A 19,716-nucleotide genomic window follows, 5' to 3' on the forward strand; every position below is an offset into this window, starting at 1 on the left:
TTAAAAAGTAGACGCTATATGTATTTCTGCAAACCTAACCTTCAATTAAATAGACTAAATATTAATAAATTAGGGGTAACTACCTAGAGCTTATACCAAAGAATAAGTGCTCTCCGTACCACGGTCCGGTAACCGATTTAAAAACCTCTGCTACGCTTTTTCTATAGCGTGATATTTATTGATTGAGAGGGAAATATGGCTGAAGTAATCATTGCAGAAATAAATGGTGAAGCTTCTATTGTTCGTGGTGAAACAGGTGAACAAGTTGTTGCTACTGTCGGAATGACTGTTTATGAGGGAGATGTATTAGATGTTTCACCCAATGGGTTTGTTACCGTTAGTGTCGATGGCGAACTTCGCACACTTCCAGCCGGACAAAGTGTCACCTTCCCGCTGCAATTAGATTTTACAGAAAGCAATTCTGACGATGAATTTGCCGTCTTTGACGAGAGTGTCGATGAGCTTGCCGCATTGCTTGACGGCGTTGATGGCGTTGATGGCGTGGAGAGTGTCGAAGGAGAGAACCAAACAGGCGATGCTGATTTTCTTGACGCGCTTGCTGGTGACGGCGACATTTTAGAGTCATTGGAAGCTACCGCTGCCGGTCTTGATGGTGGAGCGGGTGCAGGCGGAAGTAACTTTGTTCGTGTTGATCGTATAAATGAAGACGTTGACCCAGCCGGTTTTCAGTTCGATCAAAATGCAAATGGTAACGACGATGTTACGCCCGTTGAGTTTTCTGAAACAGGTGAACAAGCACAAGATATCTCACTTTCTCTTGACGCAATCGGTTTGACGAGCGACACCACACCCACCTTATCAGGTATCACTTCGGCAATTCCGGGAAGTACAGTTACGCTGACCGTTACCGACAGCGATGGAAACAATCAAATTGTCACAGCTATCGTACAGGACGATGGTACATTCAGCGTGGACGTGCCAAATTCATTAGCCGATGGTGAATTTACTGTAGACGCTACTGTATTAGAACCTACGGGTAATACTGCAGATAGTTCTACCACTGGCGAAATTGATGCTACTGCCCCGACAATCACCATTAATGCGCCAGGTTCTGACAACGACACCACACCTACCCTGTCAGGTACCACTGATGCCGCACCGGGTAGCACGGTTACGTTAACCATTACCGATAGCGCGGGCAACACGCAAACTGTGACCGCTATTGTGCAAGCGGACGGCACGTATAGCGCAGATGTACCTGCCGAATTAGCCGAAGGCGAATTTACGGTTAATGCAAGCGTTAGTGATGAAGCGGGCAATACGGCAACCGCTGATACTACGGGCGAAATCGATACTACTGCGCCGTCCATCACTATCGACACTATAGCTACTGACAACGACACCACACCTACCCTGTCAGGTACCACTGATGCCGCACCGGGTAGCACGGTTACGTTAACCATTACCGATAGCGCGGGCAACACGCAAACTGTGACCGCTATTGTGCAAGCGGACGGTACGTATAGCGCAGATGTACCTGCCGAATTAGCCGAAGGCGAATTTACGGTTAATGCAAGCGTTAGTGATGAAGCGGGCAATACGGCAACCGCTGATACTACGGGCGAAATCGATACCACAGCGCCGTCCATCACTATCGACACTATAGCTACTGACAACGACACCACACCTACCCTGTCAGGTACCACTGATGCCGCACCGGGTAGCACGGTTACGTTAACCATTACCGATAGCGCGGGTAATACTCAAACTGTGACCGCTATTGTGCAAGCGGACGGCACGTATAGCGCAGATGTACCTGCCGAATTAGCCGAAGGCGAATTTACGGTTAATGCAAGCGTTAGTGATGAAGCGGGCAATACGGCAACCGCTGATACTACCGGTGAAATCGATACCACTGCGCCGTCCATCACTATCGACGCCATAGATACTGACAACGACACCACGCCTACCCTGTCAGGTACCACTGATGCCGCACCGGGTAGCACGGTTACGTTAACCATTACCGATAGCGCGGGCAACACGCAAACTGTGACCGCTATTGTGCAAGCGGACGGCACGTATAGCGCAGATGTACCTGCCGAATTAGCCGAAGGCGAATTTACCGTTAACGCCAGCGTTACTGATGAAGCAGGCAATACGGCAACCGCTGATACCACAGGTGAAATTGATACCACAGCGCCGTCGATCACTATCGACACCATAGCGACTGACAACGACACCACGCCCACCCTTTCAGGAACAACAGATGCCGCACCGGGCAGCACGGTTACGCTAACCATTACCGATAGCGCAGGCAACACACAAACTATCACAGCAATTGTTCAGGCGGACGGTACCTACAGTGCAGACGTACCGGCTGAATTGGCTGAGGGCGAATTTACGGTTAATGCCAGCGTTACTGATGAAGCGGGCAATACGGCAACCGCTGAGACCACAGGAGAAATTGATACTACTGCGCCATCAATTACTATTGACGCTATAGCCACTGACAACGACACCACGCCTACCCTTTCAGGAACAACAGATGCCGCACCGGGCAGCACGGTTACGCTAACCATTACCGATAGCGCGGGTAATACTCAAACTATCACAGTAATCGTTCAAGCAGACGGGACTTACAGTGCGGACGTACCGGCCGAATTAGCCGAAGGCGAATTTACGGTTAACGCAAGCGTGACCGATGAAGCGGGCAATACCGCAACCGCTGATACTACCGGTGAAATCGATACCACTGCGCCATCAATTACTATTGACGCTATAGCCACTGACAACGACACCACGCCTACCCTTTCAGGTACCACTGATGCCGCACCGGGCAGCACTGTCACGCTAACCATTACCGATAGCGTGGGTAACACACAAACTATCACAGCAATCGTTCAAGCAGACGGGACTTACAGCGCTGATGTACCTGCCGAATTAGCCGAAGGCGAATTTACGGTTAACGCAAGCGTGACCGATGAAGCAGGCAATACGGCTAGTGCTGAAGCACAGGGCGGCATCGACCTGACTGCGCCTACCATTTCGTTAAACGACCCAGGGATAAATGGCGATGCTACACCTACGCTTTCTGGTTTATCGGATGCCGTGCCCGGAAGCACCATAACACTTACCGTTACCGATAGTGCTGGTGTTACTCAAACTTTCACTACCACTGTACAAGCCGACGGTACCTTTACCGTTGAAGTTCCAAATGCTGTGGCAGAGGGTACATACAGCGTAACTGCTGAGGTGACCGATGGGGCGGGTAACACAGCGCAGGCAACAGCGAGTGGCGATTATGATTCTACGAGTCCGTCGACCACAGTAAACCAACCTGCACCATCGAACGACACTACGCCTAACGTTTCTGGTGAAACCGATGCGCCTCCAGGCAGTGAAGTCGTCATTGTTGTTACAGATAGCGAGGGTAACGAGCAGACGATAGTTACCACAGTGAGTGGAGACGGAACGTTCAATGAGGATGTGCCAGCAGATCTTAGCGAAGGAGAGTACACAGTAGATGTTACCGTAACGACCCCTGCAGGTAATAGCTCTACCACTACGGTAACAGGCGAAGTAGATACCACAGCGCCGGTGATCAGCCTTGAACCCATTGGATCAACCAATGATGATACGCCAGTGATCAGTGGAAACACTGACGCAGAACCAGGTGCGGCAGTAACACTAGATATCGTACACTCAGACGGTACTACGCAAACAATTACGGCGATAGTGCAAGAAGACGGTAGCTTTAGTGCTGAAGTTCCGCAAGCACTGGCAAACGGCGACTTCACGGTAACCGCTACTGTGTCTGATGTGGCGGGCAATACCGCTTCAACGTCAATCGATGCGGTTATCAATACCCAAGGCCCTAATGTTGTTATTGAAACCGGCTCTCCTACCAATGGTAGTGAAGGCATAGGGGGGTCGTCAGACGCACCTAATTCAGAGGTTGTGGTTGTTATAACCGATAGCGACGGCAACAGCCAGATAATAACGGGGACAACCGATGAGGATGGTAACTTCAATGTAGCATTCCCTCCTGGCTCTGAAGAGGGCGAATACGATATTGAAGTAACGGTGACTGACGAAAATGGTAATAGCTCTACTGCCACAGCCACTACCGTACTTGATACCACGCCACCAGTTGTGAATATCGACCCGCAAACGGATACTAACGACACAACACCGACTATCTCAGGTAATACAGATTTACCCGCTGGCAGCGAGGTTGCTATTACCGTGACCGATAGTCAGGGTAATACGCAAACCGTCACCGCTGTTGTGGATGAAAACGGGAATTTCAGCGCCGATGTGGACGAAGCTCTGGCACAAGGAAGCTACGAGGTTTCTGTTGAAGCAACCGATGCTGCAGGCAATACAACTACCGCTGTAGACAACAGTGGCAATATAGACACTACCGCACCAGTACTTACTCTAAACCCACAAACCGACGGCAGTGATACTACGCCAACCATTTCTGGCTCTACCGATTTACCTTCTGGTTCAACGGTAACCATTGTGGTTACCGACAGTGCGGGCAACACGCAAACTATCGATACAATCGTTAATGATAACGGTGAATTTACCGTAGACGTGCAAACGCCTCTTACTGAGGGGGAATTCACTGTAGAGGCCAGTGCTACAGACGATGCGGGCAATACAACGACCGCTACCGAAGACGGCGGCAACATCGACACCCAAGCACCGAACATTGCGCTAGAGCCTCTTGGTACAAGTAACGACCCGACACCGACGATTAGTGGTTCGACGAATTTAGAAGCAGGCAGCACGGTTACACTTACCGTTACCGATAGTGCTGGAAACAGTCAAACCTTTACTGCCACAGTAGACGCGAACGGCGAATTTAGCGCAGACATTCCTGCTGAACTCGCTGATGGTGACTACACGGTTGAAGCAACAGCCACCGATGCTGCGGGAAATAGTGCTTCAACGACACAAACTGGCACCGTGGACAGCAATGCGCCAAGCTTAACCCTTGACCCACTAGGTGATGATAACGACACCACACCTACTATCTCGGGTACTACCGATTTACCTGCTGGTAGCACTGTTACACTGTCTGTTACCGACGCGCTCGGCAATACGCAAACGTTTGCGGCGACGGTAGACGGTTCGGGTAACTTCAGTGTAGATGTGCCCAATCCATTAGCGGAAGGTGAATATAGCGTAACGGCTACAGCGACCGACGCGAACGGCAATACCGCAACGGCAACGGAAACTGGCGGTAATATCGATATTACATCGCCGCTGGTTAATCTAGATGCTCAAGGCAGTACTAATGATACTACGCCAATCATTTCTGGTAACACAGATCAAGCGCCAGGTAGCAGTGTCGCAATCACTGTTACTGACAGTGCAGGAAATACACAAACCTTTGTTGCTGTAGTCGAGAATGACGGTACTTTCTCGGTTGATGTTCCAGCAGAGCTTGCCGACGGTGACTTTACCGTTACCGCCACGGTCACTGACGATGCGGGCAACCAAGATTCTGCATCAACTCAAGGCAATATTGATACTGCGGCACCAACGCTATCGCTTGATCCACAAGATGTGGGCAACGATACTACACCGCTTATTAGCGGAACGACAGATTTACCACAAGGCAGCACGGTAACAATAGTGGTCACTGATAGCTTAGGTAATCAGCAAACTATTGAAGCCGTTGTAGATGGAAATGGAGGCTTTAGCGCTGAAGTACCTAGCGCATTGGCAGAAGGTAACTACTCCGTTACAGCAACCGCTGCCGATGAAAATGGAAATACCGCTAGCGTGACAGAAAACGGCGGCATTGTAGATACAACCGCACCATCGTTATCTTTAAATCCAGTGGGTTCTGGCAACGATACCACACCGACTCTATCAGGCAGCACAGATTTGCCTGAAGGAAGTGTTGTCTCGCTAACGGTCGTAGATAGCGCTGGTAACACACAAACTATCAACACCTTGGTTGATGCCAACGGCAACTTCTCTGTCGATGTACCGCAAGAACTTGCTGATGGAAACTTTACAGCTACTGCCACGGTAGAAGACGCTGCAGGTAATGAGGCGACAGACAGCACAACAGGCAACATTAATACTAGTGCTCCTACATTAGTGCTAGATGGACAAGGCGAAACGAATGACAGTACACCCGCTATTTCAGGTACCACCAACTTGCCTGAAGGAAGCACGGTTACCTTAACCGTAACGGATAGCACAGGTAACACGCAAACGATTACCGCGACAGTAGGTGCAGACGGTGCATTTAGTGCAGATGTTACCACCCCACTCGCTGATGGCGCTTACACCGTTACTGCTAGCGCAACTGACGGCGATGGCAACACGACAACAGTAACCGACAATGGTGGCATTGTAGATACCACCGCGCCTACGCTTACCCTAGAAAACCCTGGCAGCACGGGTGACACCACGCCTACGCTTGCAGGCACGACAGACCTTCCTCAAGGAAGCACGGTTACACTTGTCGTAACAGATAGCGCTGGAAACACGCAAACTGTCAATGCGCTGGTCGATGCAGATGGTAGCTTTAGTGTCGATGTGCCAAACGCACTAGCTGACGGCGACTTTACTGTGACTGCCAGTGCAACCGACAGTGCAGGCAATACCGCAAATGCTAATACAACAGGTAATGTAGATAGCCAAGCGCCACTGTTAACCCTTGACACGCAAGGCGCTACCAGCGACGTAACTCCTACTATCTCAGGTACTACTGATGTTGCTCCCGGCACACTGGTTACCATTACTGTAGTCGATGCCAATGGTGACTCGCAAAGCTTCCAGGCAGCCGTGCAAGCAGATGGAACATTCAGTGCGGACGTGCCTAATGCACTGGCCGAGGGCGACTTCACCGTTACGGCCACAGTAAGCGATGCACAAGGCAACACCGCGACGGCAAACGAAACAAATGGAAGTATTGATACACAAGCGCCTGTTGTTAACGTTAACCCGTTAGATTCAGGTAATGACACTACGCCGATTATTTCAGGTAACACAGATTTACCCGAAGGTGCTGTCGTGTTGCTCACCGTAACCGACAGCAATGGCGACACCCAAACCATCAACGCATTGGTTGATGCAGATGGCAACTTCGCTTCAGAGGTATTGTCTCCACTGCCAGAAGGAGATTACAGCGTCGAAGTTACTGCAACAGATGATGCAGGTAATTCAACAACCACAACTGAGGACGGTGGCAATATTGACACCACCGCCCCTGTACTTACGCTAAATCCGCAGGGCACAGGCAACGATGAAACGCCTAGCATATCGGGCAGCACTGATTTAGCACCGGGAAGCACAGTAACGTTAACCGTCACAGATAGCGCAGGCAATACACAAACCTTTGACGCCATTGTGGACGCAAATGGCGACTTCAGCGCGGATGTGCCAAACGCTATACCTGACGGCAGCTACACGGTAACAGCAAGTGCCTCAGACGATGCAGGTAATACAACCACCACCTCTGATACCGGTACGCTAGATACCAGCGCCCCTGCACTGACACTAGATGCGCAAGTTACGGTGAGCGATACTACACCAACCATTTCGGGTACGACTGACCTACCCGCGGGTTCAACCGTGACGCTTTTTGTCACTGACAGTGCAGGTAACACCCAAACCTTTACTGCACTTGTTGATGCGAGCGGTAACTTTAGTGCTGATGTCCCCACGCCTCTTGCCGAGGGTGATTACTCAGTAACGGCTACCGCTACTGACAGCAACGGAAATAGTGCCTCTGTCACCGAAAATAACGGTATCGTCGATACCGTCCCCCCTGTTATCTCGCTAGATGCGCTGGGGTCAAATAACGATAGTACGCCTACCATTTCAGGCTCTACGGACTTAGCAGCAGGTGAGAGCGTAACGCTGTCGATCACCGATAACACTGGCAATACACAAACTGTGACCGCAACGGTTGACGCAAACGGCAACTTTACTGTTGATGTACCAGCCGCACTCGCCGAAGGTGACTATACGGTTACTGCAACGGCCACCGACGATGCTGGCAACAGTGCGTCGGCCAATGCAACAGGCACCATAGACACCACAGCGCCTGCCCTAACCTTAGACCCTCAAGGGTTAGGCAACGATACAACGCCAACCATTTCGGGAAGTACAGATCTAGCCGAAGGTAGCGTGATCTCCTTGGTTATCACAGATAGTGCAGGCAACATTCAAACGATTACAGCAACAGTTGACGCTGCAGGAAACTTTACGGTTGATATACCCGCGGAACTTGCTGAGGGCTCGTACAGTGTTGAAGCTACCGCCACTGATGAAGCAGGCAACAGCACGTCGGTTCTCGATAATTCAGGCGTAATCGACATCACGCCACCTGAGCTAAATCTTGAAGAATTAACACCAGAAAATAACCTAACGCCAACCATTTCTGGCACCACAAACCTTCCAGCTGGAGCCATTGTCACATTAACGGTGGTCGACAGTGCGGGTAATACGCAAACCTTTGCAGCAACGGTACAAACCGACGGTAGTTTTGCAGCCAACGTACCTTCACCACTAGCTGAAGGTGACTATACAGTTACCGCAACGGCTCAAGACGCGGCGGGCAACCAAGGCTCTGACTCTGAAACGGGTGGAAGCGTTGATACCACAGCACCAGTGATTACCTTAGATGCATTTGGTACAGGAAACGATAACACACCAACTATTAGCGGAAATACCGACCTAGCAGCAGGAAGCACAGTAACTATCATCGTAACTGACAGTGTTGGCACGGTTCAGTCCTTTACTGCAACTGTTGATGCTAACGGCGACTTCAGTGCAGATGTGCCTATTCCTATGGCTGACGGAAACTTCGACGTCACTGCGACGGCCACTGATGCTGCTGGTAATACTGCTACAGATACAGTGAGTGGCGACATAAACTCTGCCGTGCCTACCCTATCGTTAGATCCCCTTGGGTCGAGCAACGACACGACGCCGACTATTTCAGGTGACACCGACTTAGCGCCAGGTAGCACTATAACGCTAACTGTGACTGACAGTGGTGGAAACACACAAACATTCAGTGCCATAGTGCAAGGCGATGGAAGCTTTACGGCTGATGTTCCTGCAAGCTTACCTGAAGGTGACTATTCTGTTACTGCCACCGCCACTGACGGCGCTGGCAACAGTGCATCGGTAACTGAAAATGGCGGTAACATCGATACCACAGCCCCATCGATAACCATCGATTCACAAGGGCTTGGCAATGATGCAACGCCGTCTATCTCTGGCACCACAGACCTCAATGCTGGCGACACAGTTAGCATAAGCGTGACAGACAGCGCTGGAAATACCCAAACATTCACAGCAACTGTTCAAAACGATGGCACTTACAGTGCTGATGTTCCTGCCGATTTAGCTGAAGGCAGTTTCAGTGTGACCGTCACTGCGACTGACGATGCGGGTAATTCAGCAACCGCAATAGATAATAACGGCATCATAGATACAGCAGCCCCCACCGTAACGTTAGACACACAAGGCCTAACCAACGACGCTACACCGACTATATCGGGAACCACCGACTTGGCTGCGGGAAACACTGTAAGCATTAGCGTGACTGACAGCCAGGGCAATACGCAAACTTTCACTGCCACCGTTCAAGGGAACGGTAGCTTTAGCGCTGATGTGCCAGCTGACCTTGCAGAAGGCGACTACACAGTAGAAGTGACGGCGACTGATGATGCAGGTAATCAAAACACAGCGGTTGATAACGAGGGTACAGTTGACACCACACCGCCTGTTATTAACCTTGACCCAGTGACCAGCGGCAATGACGCCACGCCAATATTAAGTGGTACTACCGACTTGCCAGAGAGAACAACAATTACACTGGTTGTCACCGATGCAGGCGGTAATGTACAGAATCTTACTGCTACGGTGGATGCGGGTGGCGCTTTCTCAGTTGAAGTACCTAGCGCCCTTGTCGACGGCAACTATGATGTGACGGCTAGTGCGAGCGATGCTGCGGGCAATAGCACGACCATTACTGATAGCGGCAATATTGATGCTAGCGCCCCGGACATTACGCTAGATGCCCTTGGCCAGACAAACGACGCTACGCCTCTTATTTCTGGAACAACTACCGCGCCAGTTGGTGCCGTTGTCACTTTAACAGTGACAGATAGTGCTGGAGCAGTTCAAACCTTTACTGCAACAGTGCAAGGAGATGGCACCTTCAGCGTAAGCGTACCGTCAGATTTGGCCGAAGGTAGCTACACAGTTGTCGCAGAAGTAACTGACGGTGCCGGAAATACAGGCTCTGACTCTGAAACTGGCGGTGTGGTAGATACCACATCACCCGCTATTGATGTGGCAGAGCAAGGTGTTGGCAATGATGCAACGCCAACCATTAGCGGCACGACTGACCAGCCAGCTGGAAGCACGGTTTCCATTACCGTCACTGATAACGCTGGTAATATACAAACCTTAACAGCAACCGTACAAAGCGACGGTTCCTTTAGTGTAGAGGTGCCTGCCGATTTGTCGGAGGGTAACTACACGGTTGAGGCTACGGTTGTAGACGAAGCTGGCAATTCAGCATCGGACGCTGAAAGCGGCGTCATCGATACAATTTCACCTGTTATTACGCTGGACGACCCAGGTACAATTAGCGACTCAACGCCAAGCATTAGCGGTACTGTAGATTTACCGCAAGGTTCTACAGTGCAGATAACAGTTGTTGATAGTGCGGGTAATACCCAGGTGTTCTCTGCGTTGGTTGCCGCGGGCGGCGTATTCTCTGCCGACGTACCAGCGGCGATGGCTGAAGCAAACTTCACTGTATCTGCAACCGCCACAGATGAAGCAAACAACAGTACAACCGATAACGAAGCAGGCGTAGTTGATACGCTTGTACCTACACTTACTATAAATGTTGCCGATACCACTAACGACGCGACGCCACTCATTACCGGTACAACCGATGAACCAGCAGGCTCTGTGGTCACCATTTTGGTAACCGATAGTGCTGGTGCAACCCAGACCTTAAGTGCAGTGGTACAGAGTGATGGCACTTTCTCTATATCCCCGGGTACCGATTTAGCTGAAGGCGACTTCACGATAAGCGCTAGCGTCAGTGATGAGGCAGGTAATACAGCGACAGCAAATGATATAGGAAGCGTAGATACTACAGCTCCATCTCTAACCTTAACACCACTTGAGGAAGGCAATGACACAACCCCTACTCTGTCTGGTAGCACTAACCTAGAGCAAGGCAGTGAAGTTACTCTTGTGGTAACCGACAGCGCAGGAAATGTACAAACCATCACAGCTACAGTTGATGTAAATGGAAACTTTACAGTGGATGTGCCTGCGCCTTTGGCTGAAGGTGCATACAGTGTAGAAGCCACGGCGAGTGATGAAGCGGGTAATAGTACTACCGTCGTAGACAATACAGGCGTTATTGATACGACAGCCCCTACTCTATTGTTAGATACACTAGCCCCAGACAGTGACACTACACCTACAATATCAGGGAATACTGACCTGCCTGCAGGTGCTACGGTAACGATTACGGTTACAGATAACGCAGGTGTAAGCCAAACCTTCGATGCAACCGTTCAGGGAGACGGCAGTTTCTCGGCCGATGTGCCTAACCCAGTGGCTGAAGGAGGCTATACCGTCACAGCGGTTGCCCAAGACCCAGCCGGCAATGAGACTATTGCCACTGAAACGAACGGTAGCGTAGACACTACCGCGCCGACTATCAACTTAGATGCACAAGGCACAGGTAACGACACCACGCCGACGATCACCGGTAGCACCGATTTAAGCCCAGGTAGTTCAGTGACCATAACCGTCACCGACAGTGCAGGAGCAGAACAGACATTTACGGCTATTGTCGACAGCAACGGTAATTTTAGCGCAGACGTGCCCAATACGATGGCAGACGGAAACTTCGACGTTACTGCTACCGCCACTGATGCCGCAGGAAACTCGGCGTCTGATACCACCAGCGGAAATATTGACACCGCCGTACCAAACCTAACCTTAGACTCGCTTGGTACAGGAAACGATACAACCCCAACCATCTCTGGTACTACAGATATTGCGCCAGGCAGCACCGTATCTATCAGCGTTACTGATAATGCTGGTAATACGCAAACATTTGGCGCCTTTGTTCAAGCCAACGGTACCTACTCTGTAGATGTGCCAGCGGCCTTATCTGAAGGTAATTATTCTGTCACTGCAACTGCCACTGATGCCTCGGGCAATACGGCAACTGCAAACGAAAATGGTGGAATTATCGATACTACTGCAGCTGCTGCACCTACTGTTGATGCGGGCAATGGTACTGAAATTACCGGTACTGCCGAAGCAGGATCTGTCGTAAACGTAGACGTTGACGGAGACGGCACACCTGATTTCACGGTAACTGCTGATAACGATGGTAACTGGTCAGTAACACCCTCTACACCGCTAGCAGATGGCGTGGTTGTAACGGCAACAGCTACCGATGAAGCAGGCAATGTCAGTGCACCAGCGTCTGATACCGTAGACGCTGTTGCGCCAATCGTTGACTTCAACGACCTAACAACCAACGATACAACCCCTGCGCTGACAGGCACAGTGGATGATGGTAACGCTACGGTAGTCGTTACCATCAACGGTATAGATTACCCCGCCACCAATAACGGTAACGGCACGTGGACACTGGCTGACGATGAAGTCACAGCCCTCGCTGAAGGCACTTATACGGCCACGGTAACAGCCACAGATCCTGACGGTAACACTGCCACCAACACAGGCACGGTTATCGTTGATACCACAGCACCAGCAATACCTACTGTTGATGCAGGTAATGGCACTGAAATTACCGGTACCGCTGAAGCAGGCGCAACCGTAAATGTGGACGTGGATGGCGACGGCACGCCAGACTTCACCGTAATCGCTGATGGCGACGGCAATTGGAGCGTGACGCCTGATACACCGCTGGCCGATGGCGCGGTTGTAACGGCAACGGCCACTGATGAAGCAGGCAATGTCAGTGCGCCAGCGTCGGATACGGTAGATGCTGTTGCGCCAGTCGTTTCAATCAATGATTTAACCACTAATGACGCTACACCAGAGCTAACGGGAACGGTTGACGATCTAAGCGCTATCGTAGTAGTGACCATTGATGGCGTGGACTACACCGCAACTAACAATGGCGATGGAAGTTGGACCCTGGCTGACGATGCAGTGGCTACACTTGCAGATGGTAGCTATACCGCTACGGTTACTGCCACTGATGCCGATGGCAATGTGGGTTCAAATTCAGGAACGGTAGTTATTGATACTACACCACCTGCAATCCCTACTGTAGATGCTGGCAATGGCACCGAAATTACTGGTACCGCCGAAGCAGGGGCAACAGTGAATGTGGACGTGGATGGCGACGGCACGCCAGACTTCACCGTCACAGCAGATGGCGACGGCAATTGGAGCGTGACGCCTGATACACCGCTTGCCGATGGCGTAATTGTGACCGTAACGGCAACTGACGCAGCGGGCAACATTAGTAACCCCGCCTCAGATACGGTTGACGCAGTGGCTCCAACCGTCACCTTTGATGATTTAACCACCAACGATACAACCCCTGCGCTGACAGGCACAGTGGACGATGGTAACGCTACGGTAGTCGTTACCATCAACGGTATAGATTACCCCGCCACTAATAACGGTAACGGTACTTGGACACTGACTGACGATGAAGTCACTGCCCTCGCCGAAGGTACTTATACAGCCACGGTAACAGCCACAGATCCTGACGGTAACACTGCCACCAACACAGGCACGGTTATCGTTGATACCACGGCACCAGCAATACCTACTGTTGATGCAGGCAACGGCACTGAAATTACCGGCACAGCCGAAGCGGGCGCAACGGTAAATGTGGATGTAAACGGAGACGGCACGCCAGATTTCACCGTCATCGCTGATGGCGACGGCAATTGGAGCGTAACGCCAGACACACCAATAGCAGATGGAGTTGTAGTAACGGCAACAGCTACTGATGAAGCGGGTAACACCAGTGGGCCTGCATCTGACACGGTAGACGCCGTGGCACCTGTCGTAACCATCAATGATATAACGACCAACGACATTACGCCTGCGCTAACAGGTACGGTTGATGACCCAACGGCTACTGTAGTAGTCACCATTGACGGCGTTGACTACACCGCTGCAAATAATGGCGACGGTACGTGGACGCTGGCCGATGACGTAGTCGCTACACTCGCTGAAGGTAGTTACCCAACATCTGTCACTGCAACTGATGATGCGGGTAATACCGATACCGATACAGGTACAGCGATAATTGATACCACCGCGCCTACGGTTGCAATAAACGAACTTACTACCAATGACACCACGCCAGAACTTATTGGTACGGTGAACGATCCGAATGCGGTTGTGGTGGTAACGATTGATGGCAATGATTACACCGCTACCAACAATGGTGATGGCACCTGGACGCTGGCTGACAACACAGTTGCTGCGCTAGCAGAAGGCAGTTACCCAACATCTGTTACTGCAACTGACGCCGCGGGTAATACTGTCACCAACACAGGTACAGTGGTAATTGATACTACCGCACCTACCGTTGCAATAAACGATCTAACCACCAACGATACCACGCCAGAACTTATCGGTACGGTGAACGACCCCAATGCGGTTGTGGTGGTAACGATTGACGGCAACGACTATACCGCCACCAATAACGGAGACGGCACATGGACGTTAGCCGATGACGTAGTCGCCACGCTAGCAGAAGGCAGCTACCCAACTTCGGTAAGCGCTACAGACGCCGCGGGTAATACTGTCACCAACACAGGTACAGTGGTAATTGATACTACCGCACCTACGGTTGCAATAAACGATCTAACCACCAACGACACTACTCCAGAGCTTACCGGTACGGTGAACGACCCCAATGCGGTTGTGGTGGTAACGATTGACGGCAACGACTATACCGCCACCAATAACGGAGACGGCACATGGACGTTAGCCGATGACGTAGTCGCCACGCTAGCAGAAGGCAGCTACCCAACTTCGGTAAGCGCTACAGACGCCGCGGGCAACACTGTCACCAACACAGGTACAGTAATAATTGATACCACCGCGCCTACGGTTGCAATAAACGATCTAACCACAAACGACACTACGCCAGAGCTTACTGGTACGGTGAACGACCCCAATGCGGTTGTGGTGGTAACGATTGATGGCAATGATTACACCGCTACCAACAATGGTGATGGAACATGGACAATAACTGACAACGCAGTTGCTACGCTTGCAGAAGGCAGCTACCCAACATCGGTAAGCGCTACAGACGCCGCGGGCAACACTGTCACCAACACAGGTACAGTAATAATTGATACCACCGCGCCTACGGTAGGTATTGACGATCTAACTACCAACGACACCACGCCAGAACTTACCGGTACGGTGAACGATCCGAATGCGGTTGTAGTGGTAACGATTGACGGCAATGATTACACCGCTACAAATAACGGAGACGGTACATGGACGCTAGCTGACAATATTGTCGCCCTGTTAGCTGAAGGCAATTACACGGCTGTAGTTACCGCTACAGATGCTGTGGGTAATTCTGACTCAGCTTCAGGTTCAGTTGTTATCGATACCAGTATTGATGAAAACAATAATGGTCAAACGGTAACGTTCGACAGTATCTCAAATGACTCTGGGGTGGTTGGAGACTTTGTAACTAGCGATAGCACGCTTATCTTTAATGGAACGGTTGACCTTAATGACAACACTACCCTAACCGTTACCGTTGACGGCACGTCCTATACCTTTGGCACTGACCCTGAACTTACCATTGATGGCAGTGGCAACTGGAGTCTTGATTTAACAGGCACAACGCTACCAGCAGGTACCTACGCGGTGGTGGCAACAGTTACAGACGAAGCAGGTAACTCGGCGAGCACAGCAAGTCAAAATGTTGTTGTACAGGCTCTTGATGCTATAAACGACGGCAACACCGTCGATATGGGCGAACCTGTGGTCACGGTCAACCCACCGGAAACTACTAGCAACGTAGATGTTATCGGCTTAGCCGAGGCTACGGGCGGTGTTGATGCGAGTGCATCCTTTACCGTTTCCCCTAACCATGTAGGTGAAGTGCTAGTAGAGGTTGACCAAATAGCACTGGTGGCTGTTGCGGATGCCTACGTTGTTGAAGTGTATGACGATAGCGGCCAACTTGTTTACAAAGGAGTAAGCGCAAACTCTCAACTTGCCGATGTCGGTGGCCTAGACATTTTTGATGTTACCGGCGACGAGACCATTTCGTTCACGTTGGCAGGCCTTGATGCTGGCAACTACAGTGTGGTGGTCCGCAATGATGAGAACTTACTTGAAGACTTGCTAGACAACGACAATAGTAACGATGTTAACCTTCAAGAACTTGGTTCAGCTGGCGTTGTACTTGGACCAGACAATCAAACAGTCGTTCTTGATACTATTGAAACAACGTTAAATACCGGCGTTTTGGGAGTTCCAATTGGTACGGTTGGTACGCAAGTAAGGGGAGTACTAGAAACACTTCTGGAAGCCACCACAGTAATTGGCGCGGGCCAGCTTGTTAATTTACTTACCGCGCCTCTTGATGCAATTGGTTTAACCGGCTTCCTTGATGACATTCTAAGTGTCATTGCCGATGCATTGCTCAGCAATACATTAACCTTATTGCAAGACACTGACATCACCACCACATTAACCGAATACACCTATACGGGTGATTTGGTGGCCCAAGGCAACCTAATCGACGGTGATATTAGCGGCGTAGGTGTCGACACTATCTTAGACGGTGCCCAAGTAACATTGGTTACCAACGCCTCTGGGGACAGTGTGGCTGTTCCTGCTACCGGTACCGTTACTATTCAAGGTAACTATGGCGTACTGGAAATTGCTGCAGACGGCACTTACACCTATACCGCCGATGGTGACCGCAGTGCAATTGGCCAGGACGAAGTGTTTAATTACACCCTTTCAGATGGTGAAACTTCTGATATTGCGGCGCTTACCATCAACATATCTGGCAGCGACTTCCCGCCGGTAGTAGCTCAAACCGATAACAATGACATGGAGCTAGGTGCACAAACGGCCATTGTGAATGCACCCGTTACCGACAGTGACTTCCAAGTGCTTGGCTTAACCGAAGGCTCACCAGCAGCGGGCTCGCCAGAGGCTAGCACCACACTTACCGTTGATGCTGGTTTCTTTGGCGAAGTGGTTGTAGAAGTTAGCCAAACAGCGTTAGTCGCCGTCGCTGATGCGTATCGTGTTGATATTATAGATGCCGATGGCAACGTGGTCGCCTCAGCTATGACGCCGGACAATCCGTTAATAGGTGATGTAGCTGGCGTAAACCTAATCGGAGTAACCGGTGACGATACGCTGGTTGCGAAATTCTCTGGGCTACCTGCCGGAGATTACACCGTGGTTGTGCGCAATGATGAAAGTGCCCTTGAGACACTATTCGATCAAAATAGCGACGGCTCGATTACGCTAACAGAATTAGGTGATGGCGGCGTAGTGCTTGGCGAAGAAAACCAAGAAGTAGTTCTAACTGCTGTTGAGGCCGCACTAAACGGCACCAACGCCAGCGTATTAAATGGGCTTGGTTTAGGTACAGTTGTACGCAACTTCATTCTGGAGCCAGCTTTAGGTGCAGCAGATAGCATAGGCGCAGGCGACTTAGTCAGCACTATAACTAATGGCCTCAACGCTCTTGGATTGGGCCTTCTAGCCGATAGCGTGTTGGATGCGGTTGCGGCAGCATTGCTAAGTAATACACTTACCTTGCTTCAGTCTACCGATATAACTTCAACACTAACGGAATATCAGTTTGAAGGTAGCACGACAACATCAGGTAATGTAATCGATGCCGCTAATACAGGCGATGTAGCCGATAGCATTGCTGAGGGTGGTGTGGTGACGCAAGTTACCCATACCAATGGTGAGTCGGTGACTGTATTGGGCACTGGGCTATCGGGCATTACTATTGAAGGTGATTATGGCGACCTCACCATATTTGAAGACGGCAGCTACACCTACGTAGCTAACGGTGTACGCGACGGCTTGGGTAGTACAGATAGCTTTAGCTACACCATTTCAGATGGTACGAATACCTCTACCGCCAATCTTAACTTTAATTTGTCAGGGCAAGGGGTATCGGCAGACTCGGCCCGCGCTGAACTCATTTATGATTTTGCTAGTAGCACTGGTTATGCTGAAGCCGAGGCGCTTGAATACACTTGGTTAATTGGCGCTCTTGGTATTGTTATTCCTACCACTGTAGATACCCAAAGCAACACGTTCACAGTGGCAACGGATACCACTATGGATCTTAACTTAACAGTGGATGGAGGCGATCTATTATCATTAGGTTCAGGTCTCGATCTATTCATTGAACGAAATAACAACGGCACATGGGAAGTTGTAGAAACATTTTCCAGCGATCAGTTAATCGGCTTATTAGGTCTCGACGGTAGTGGTGTATTTACTTCTTACGGCCTAACGGAAGGTGAGTACCGAGTGACAATGGACGTGGACACAGGAGCAGTCAGTGCTCTAGGTGGCGTTAGTGTCGATTTAAGCTCAACAGTACACTTTTTAGATCAATTTGTTGTTGAAGAAATACAAACCGCCACAGGCAACCTGTTCGAAAACGATGTTCTGTTTGGCCCAACATACGACGTAACCGTATCAACTGACGGAACAATTTTCCAAGATGCCACTGGCGGCATTACGTTAGTCGGTGATCACGGCACGCTGCAAATTGATGAAACTGGTGCGTATACTTATACCCCAGATAACACGCAAGCGGTATTTGGTGGCATCTTAACGGATACCTTTACTTACCGTATCGAATATCCAGACGGTACTGTCGAGCAGGCAGAGTTTAACGTGTTTGTGACGGCATCGGGTGAAGGTGTACCTGAAGTAGTGACGACCACTTCATCTGAATCTGTAAGTGCGTCAGACAGCAGTGGCACCGTTGTAACTGACGAGCCTACAGCACCTGACGTGATTGACCTAACAGGGCAAACGCTTCAAACAGTTGACCTTAATGCTGGAACTCGATTAGTAACACCAGAAAACGAGCCTACTGCACCGCTTATGAGCGAGCCTTCAGCGAGCCCAGAACCTGTAGAGAGTACACCAGATATCATTACGCTACCTGAAGACGAGGTAAGCACACTTGGTACCACTGTGGGCGATGGTTTTGGTGGAGGAGATACTATCGACCTGTCTGGCACTAAGCTTGATACGGTTGATATTGGCGGTCCTGTGCCCATCGCCCCGGACGAGGGTACAAGCCCGCTTTCGCCTGAGCTTTCTACACCAGAAAGTACAGCGCCAGAACCTATCACTTCCGGTACAGTACCAGAAGACACAATCACCCTTCCTGAAGAAGGCGATATTGTTACTACTGGGCCTGTTACCGAAGTGACTGTTGATGTTGTAGATATAGATCTTCCACCAGAAGATTTAATTCTGCCTTCAACAGAGCCTACATCCACTGATTCGGGCAACTCAAATACGTCGTCTGATACTGGTAGTGACTTAGTGGGCGATACGTCTAAAGAAGGTAGCACTGATGTGACAACAGCGTCTCCGACAGAGTCTGAGGTGCTGAAGACAGCGATAGATAAACTTCCACCAACAGATATCTAGTTTGGTCATGAAGTCAGTCTTAAGCCCTCGTATTTAACGGGG

The 19,716-nt window shown here is 50.5% G+C and carries 1 protein-coding gene; it reads left to right on the forward strand.

Annotated features, from left to right (window positions below):
* Positions 1-195 precede the first annotated feature (195 nt).
* Positions 196-19,674, forward strand: coding sequence for a BapA/Bap/LapF family large adhesin (locus D1814_RS03040; protein WP_118490044.1), 19,479 nt, complete (start codon positions 196-198; stop codon positions 19,672-19,674).
* Positions 19,675-19,716: the final 42 nt, after the last annotated feature.

The organism is Alteromonas sp. BL110 (assembly GCF_003443615.1).
Taxonomy (GTDB): domain Bacteria; phylum Pseudomonadota; class Gammaproteobacteria; order Enterobacterales; family Alteromonadaceae; genus Alteromonas.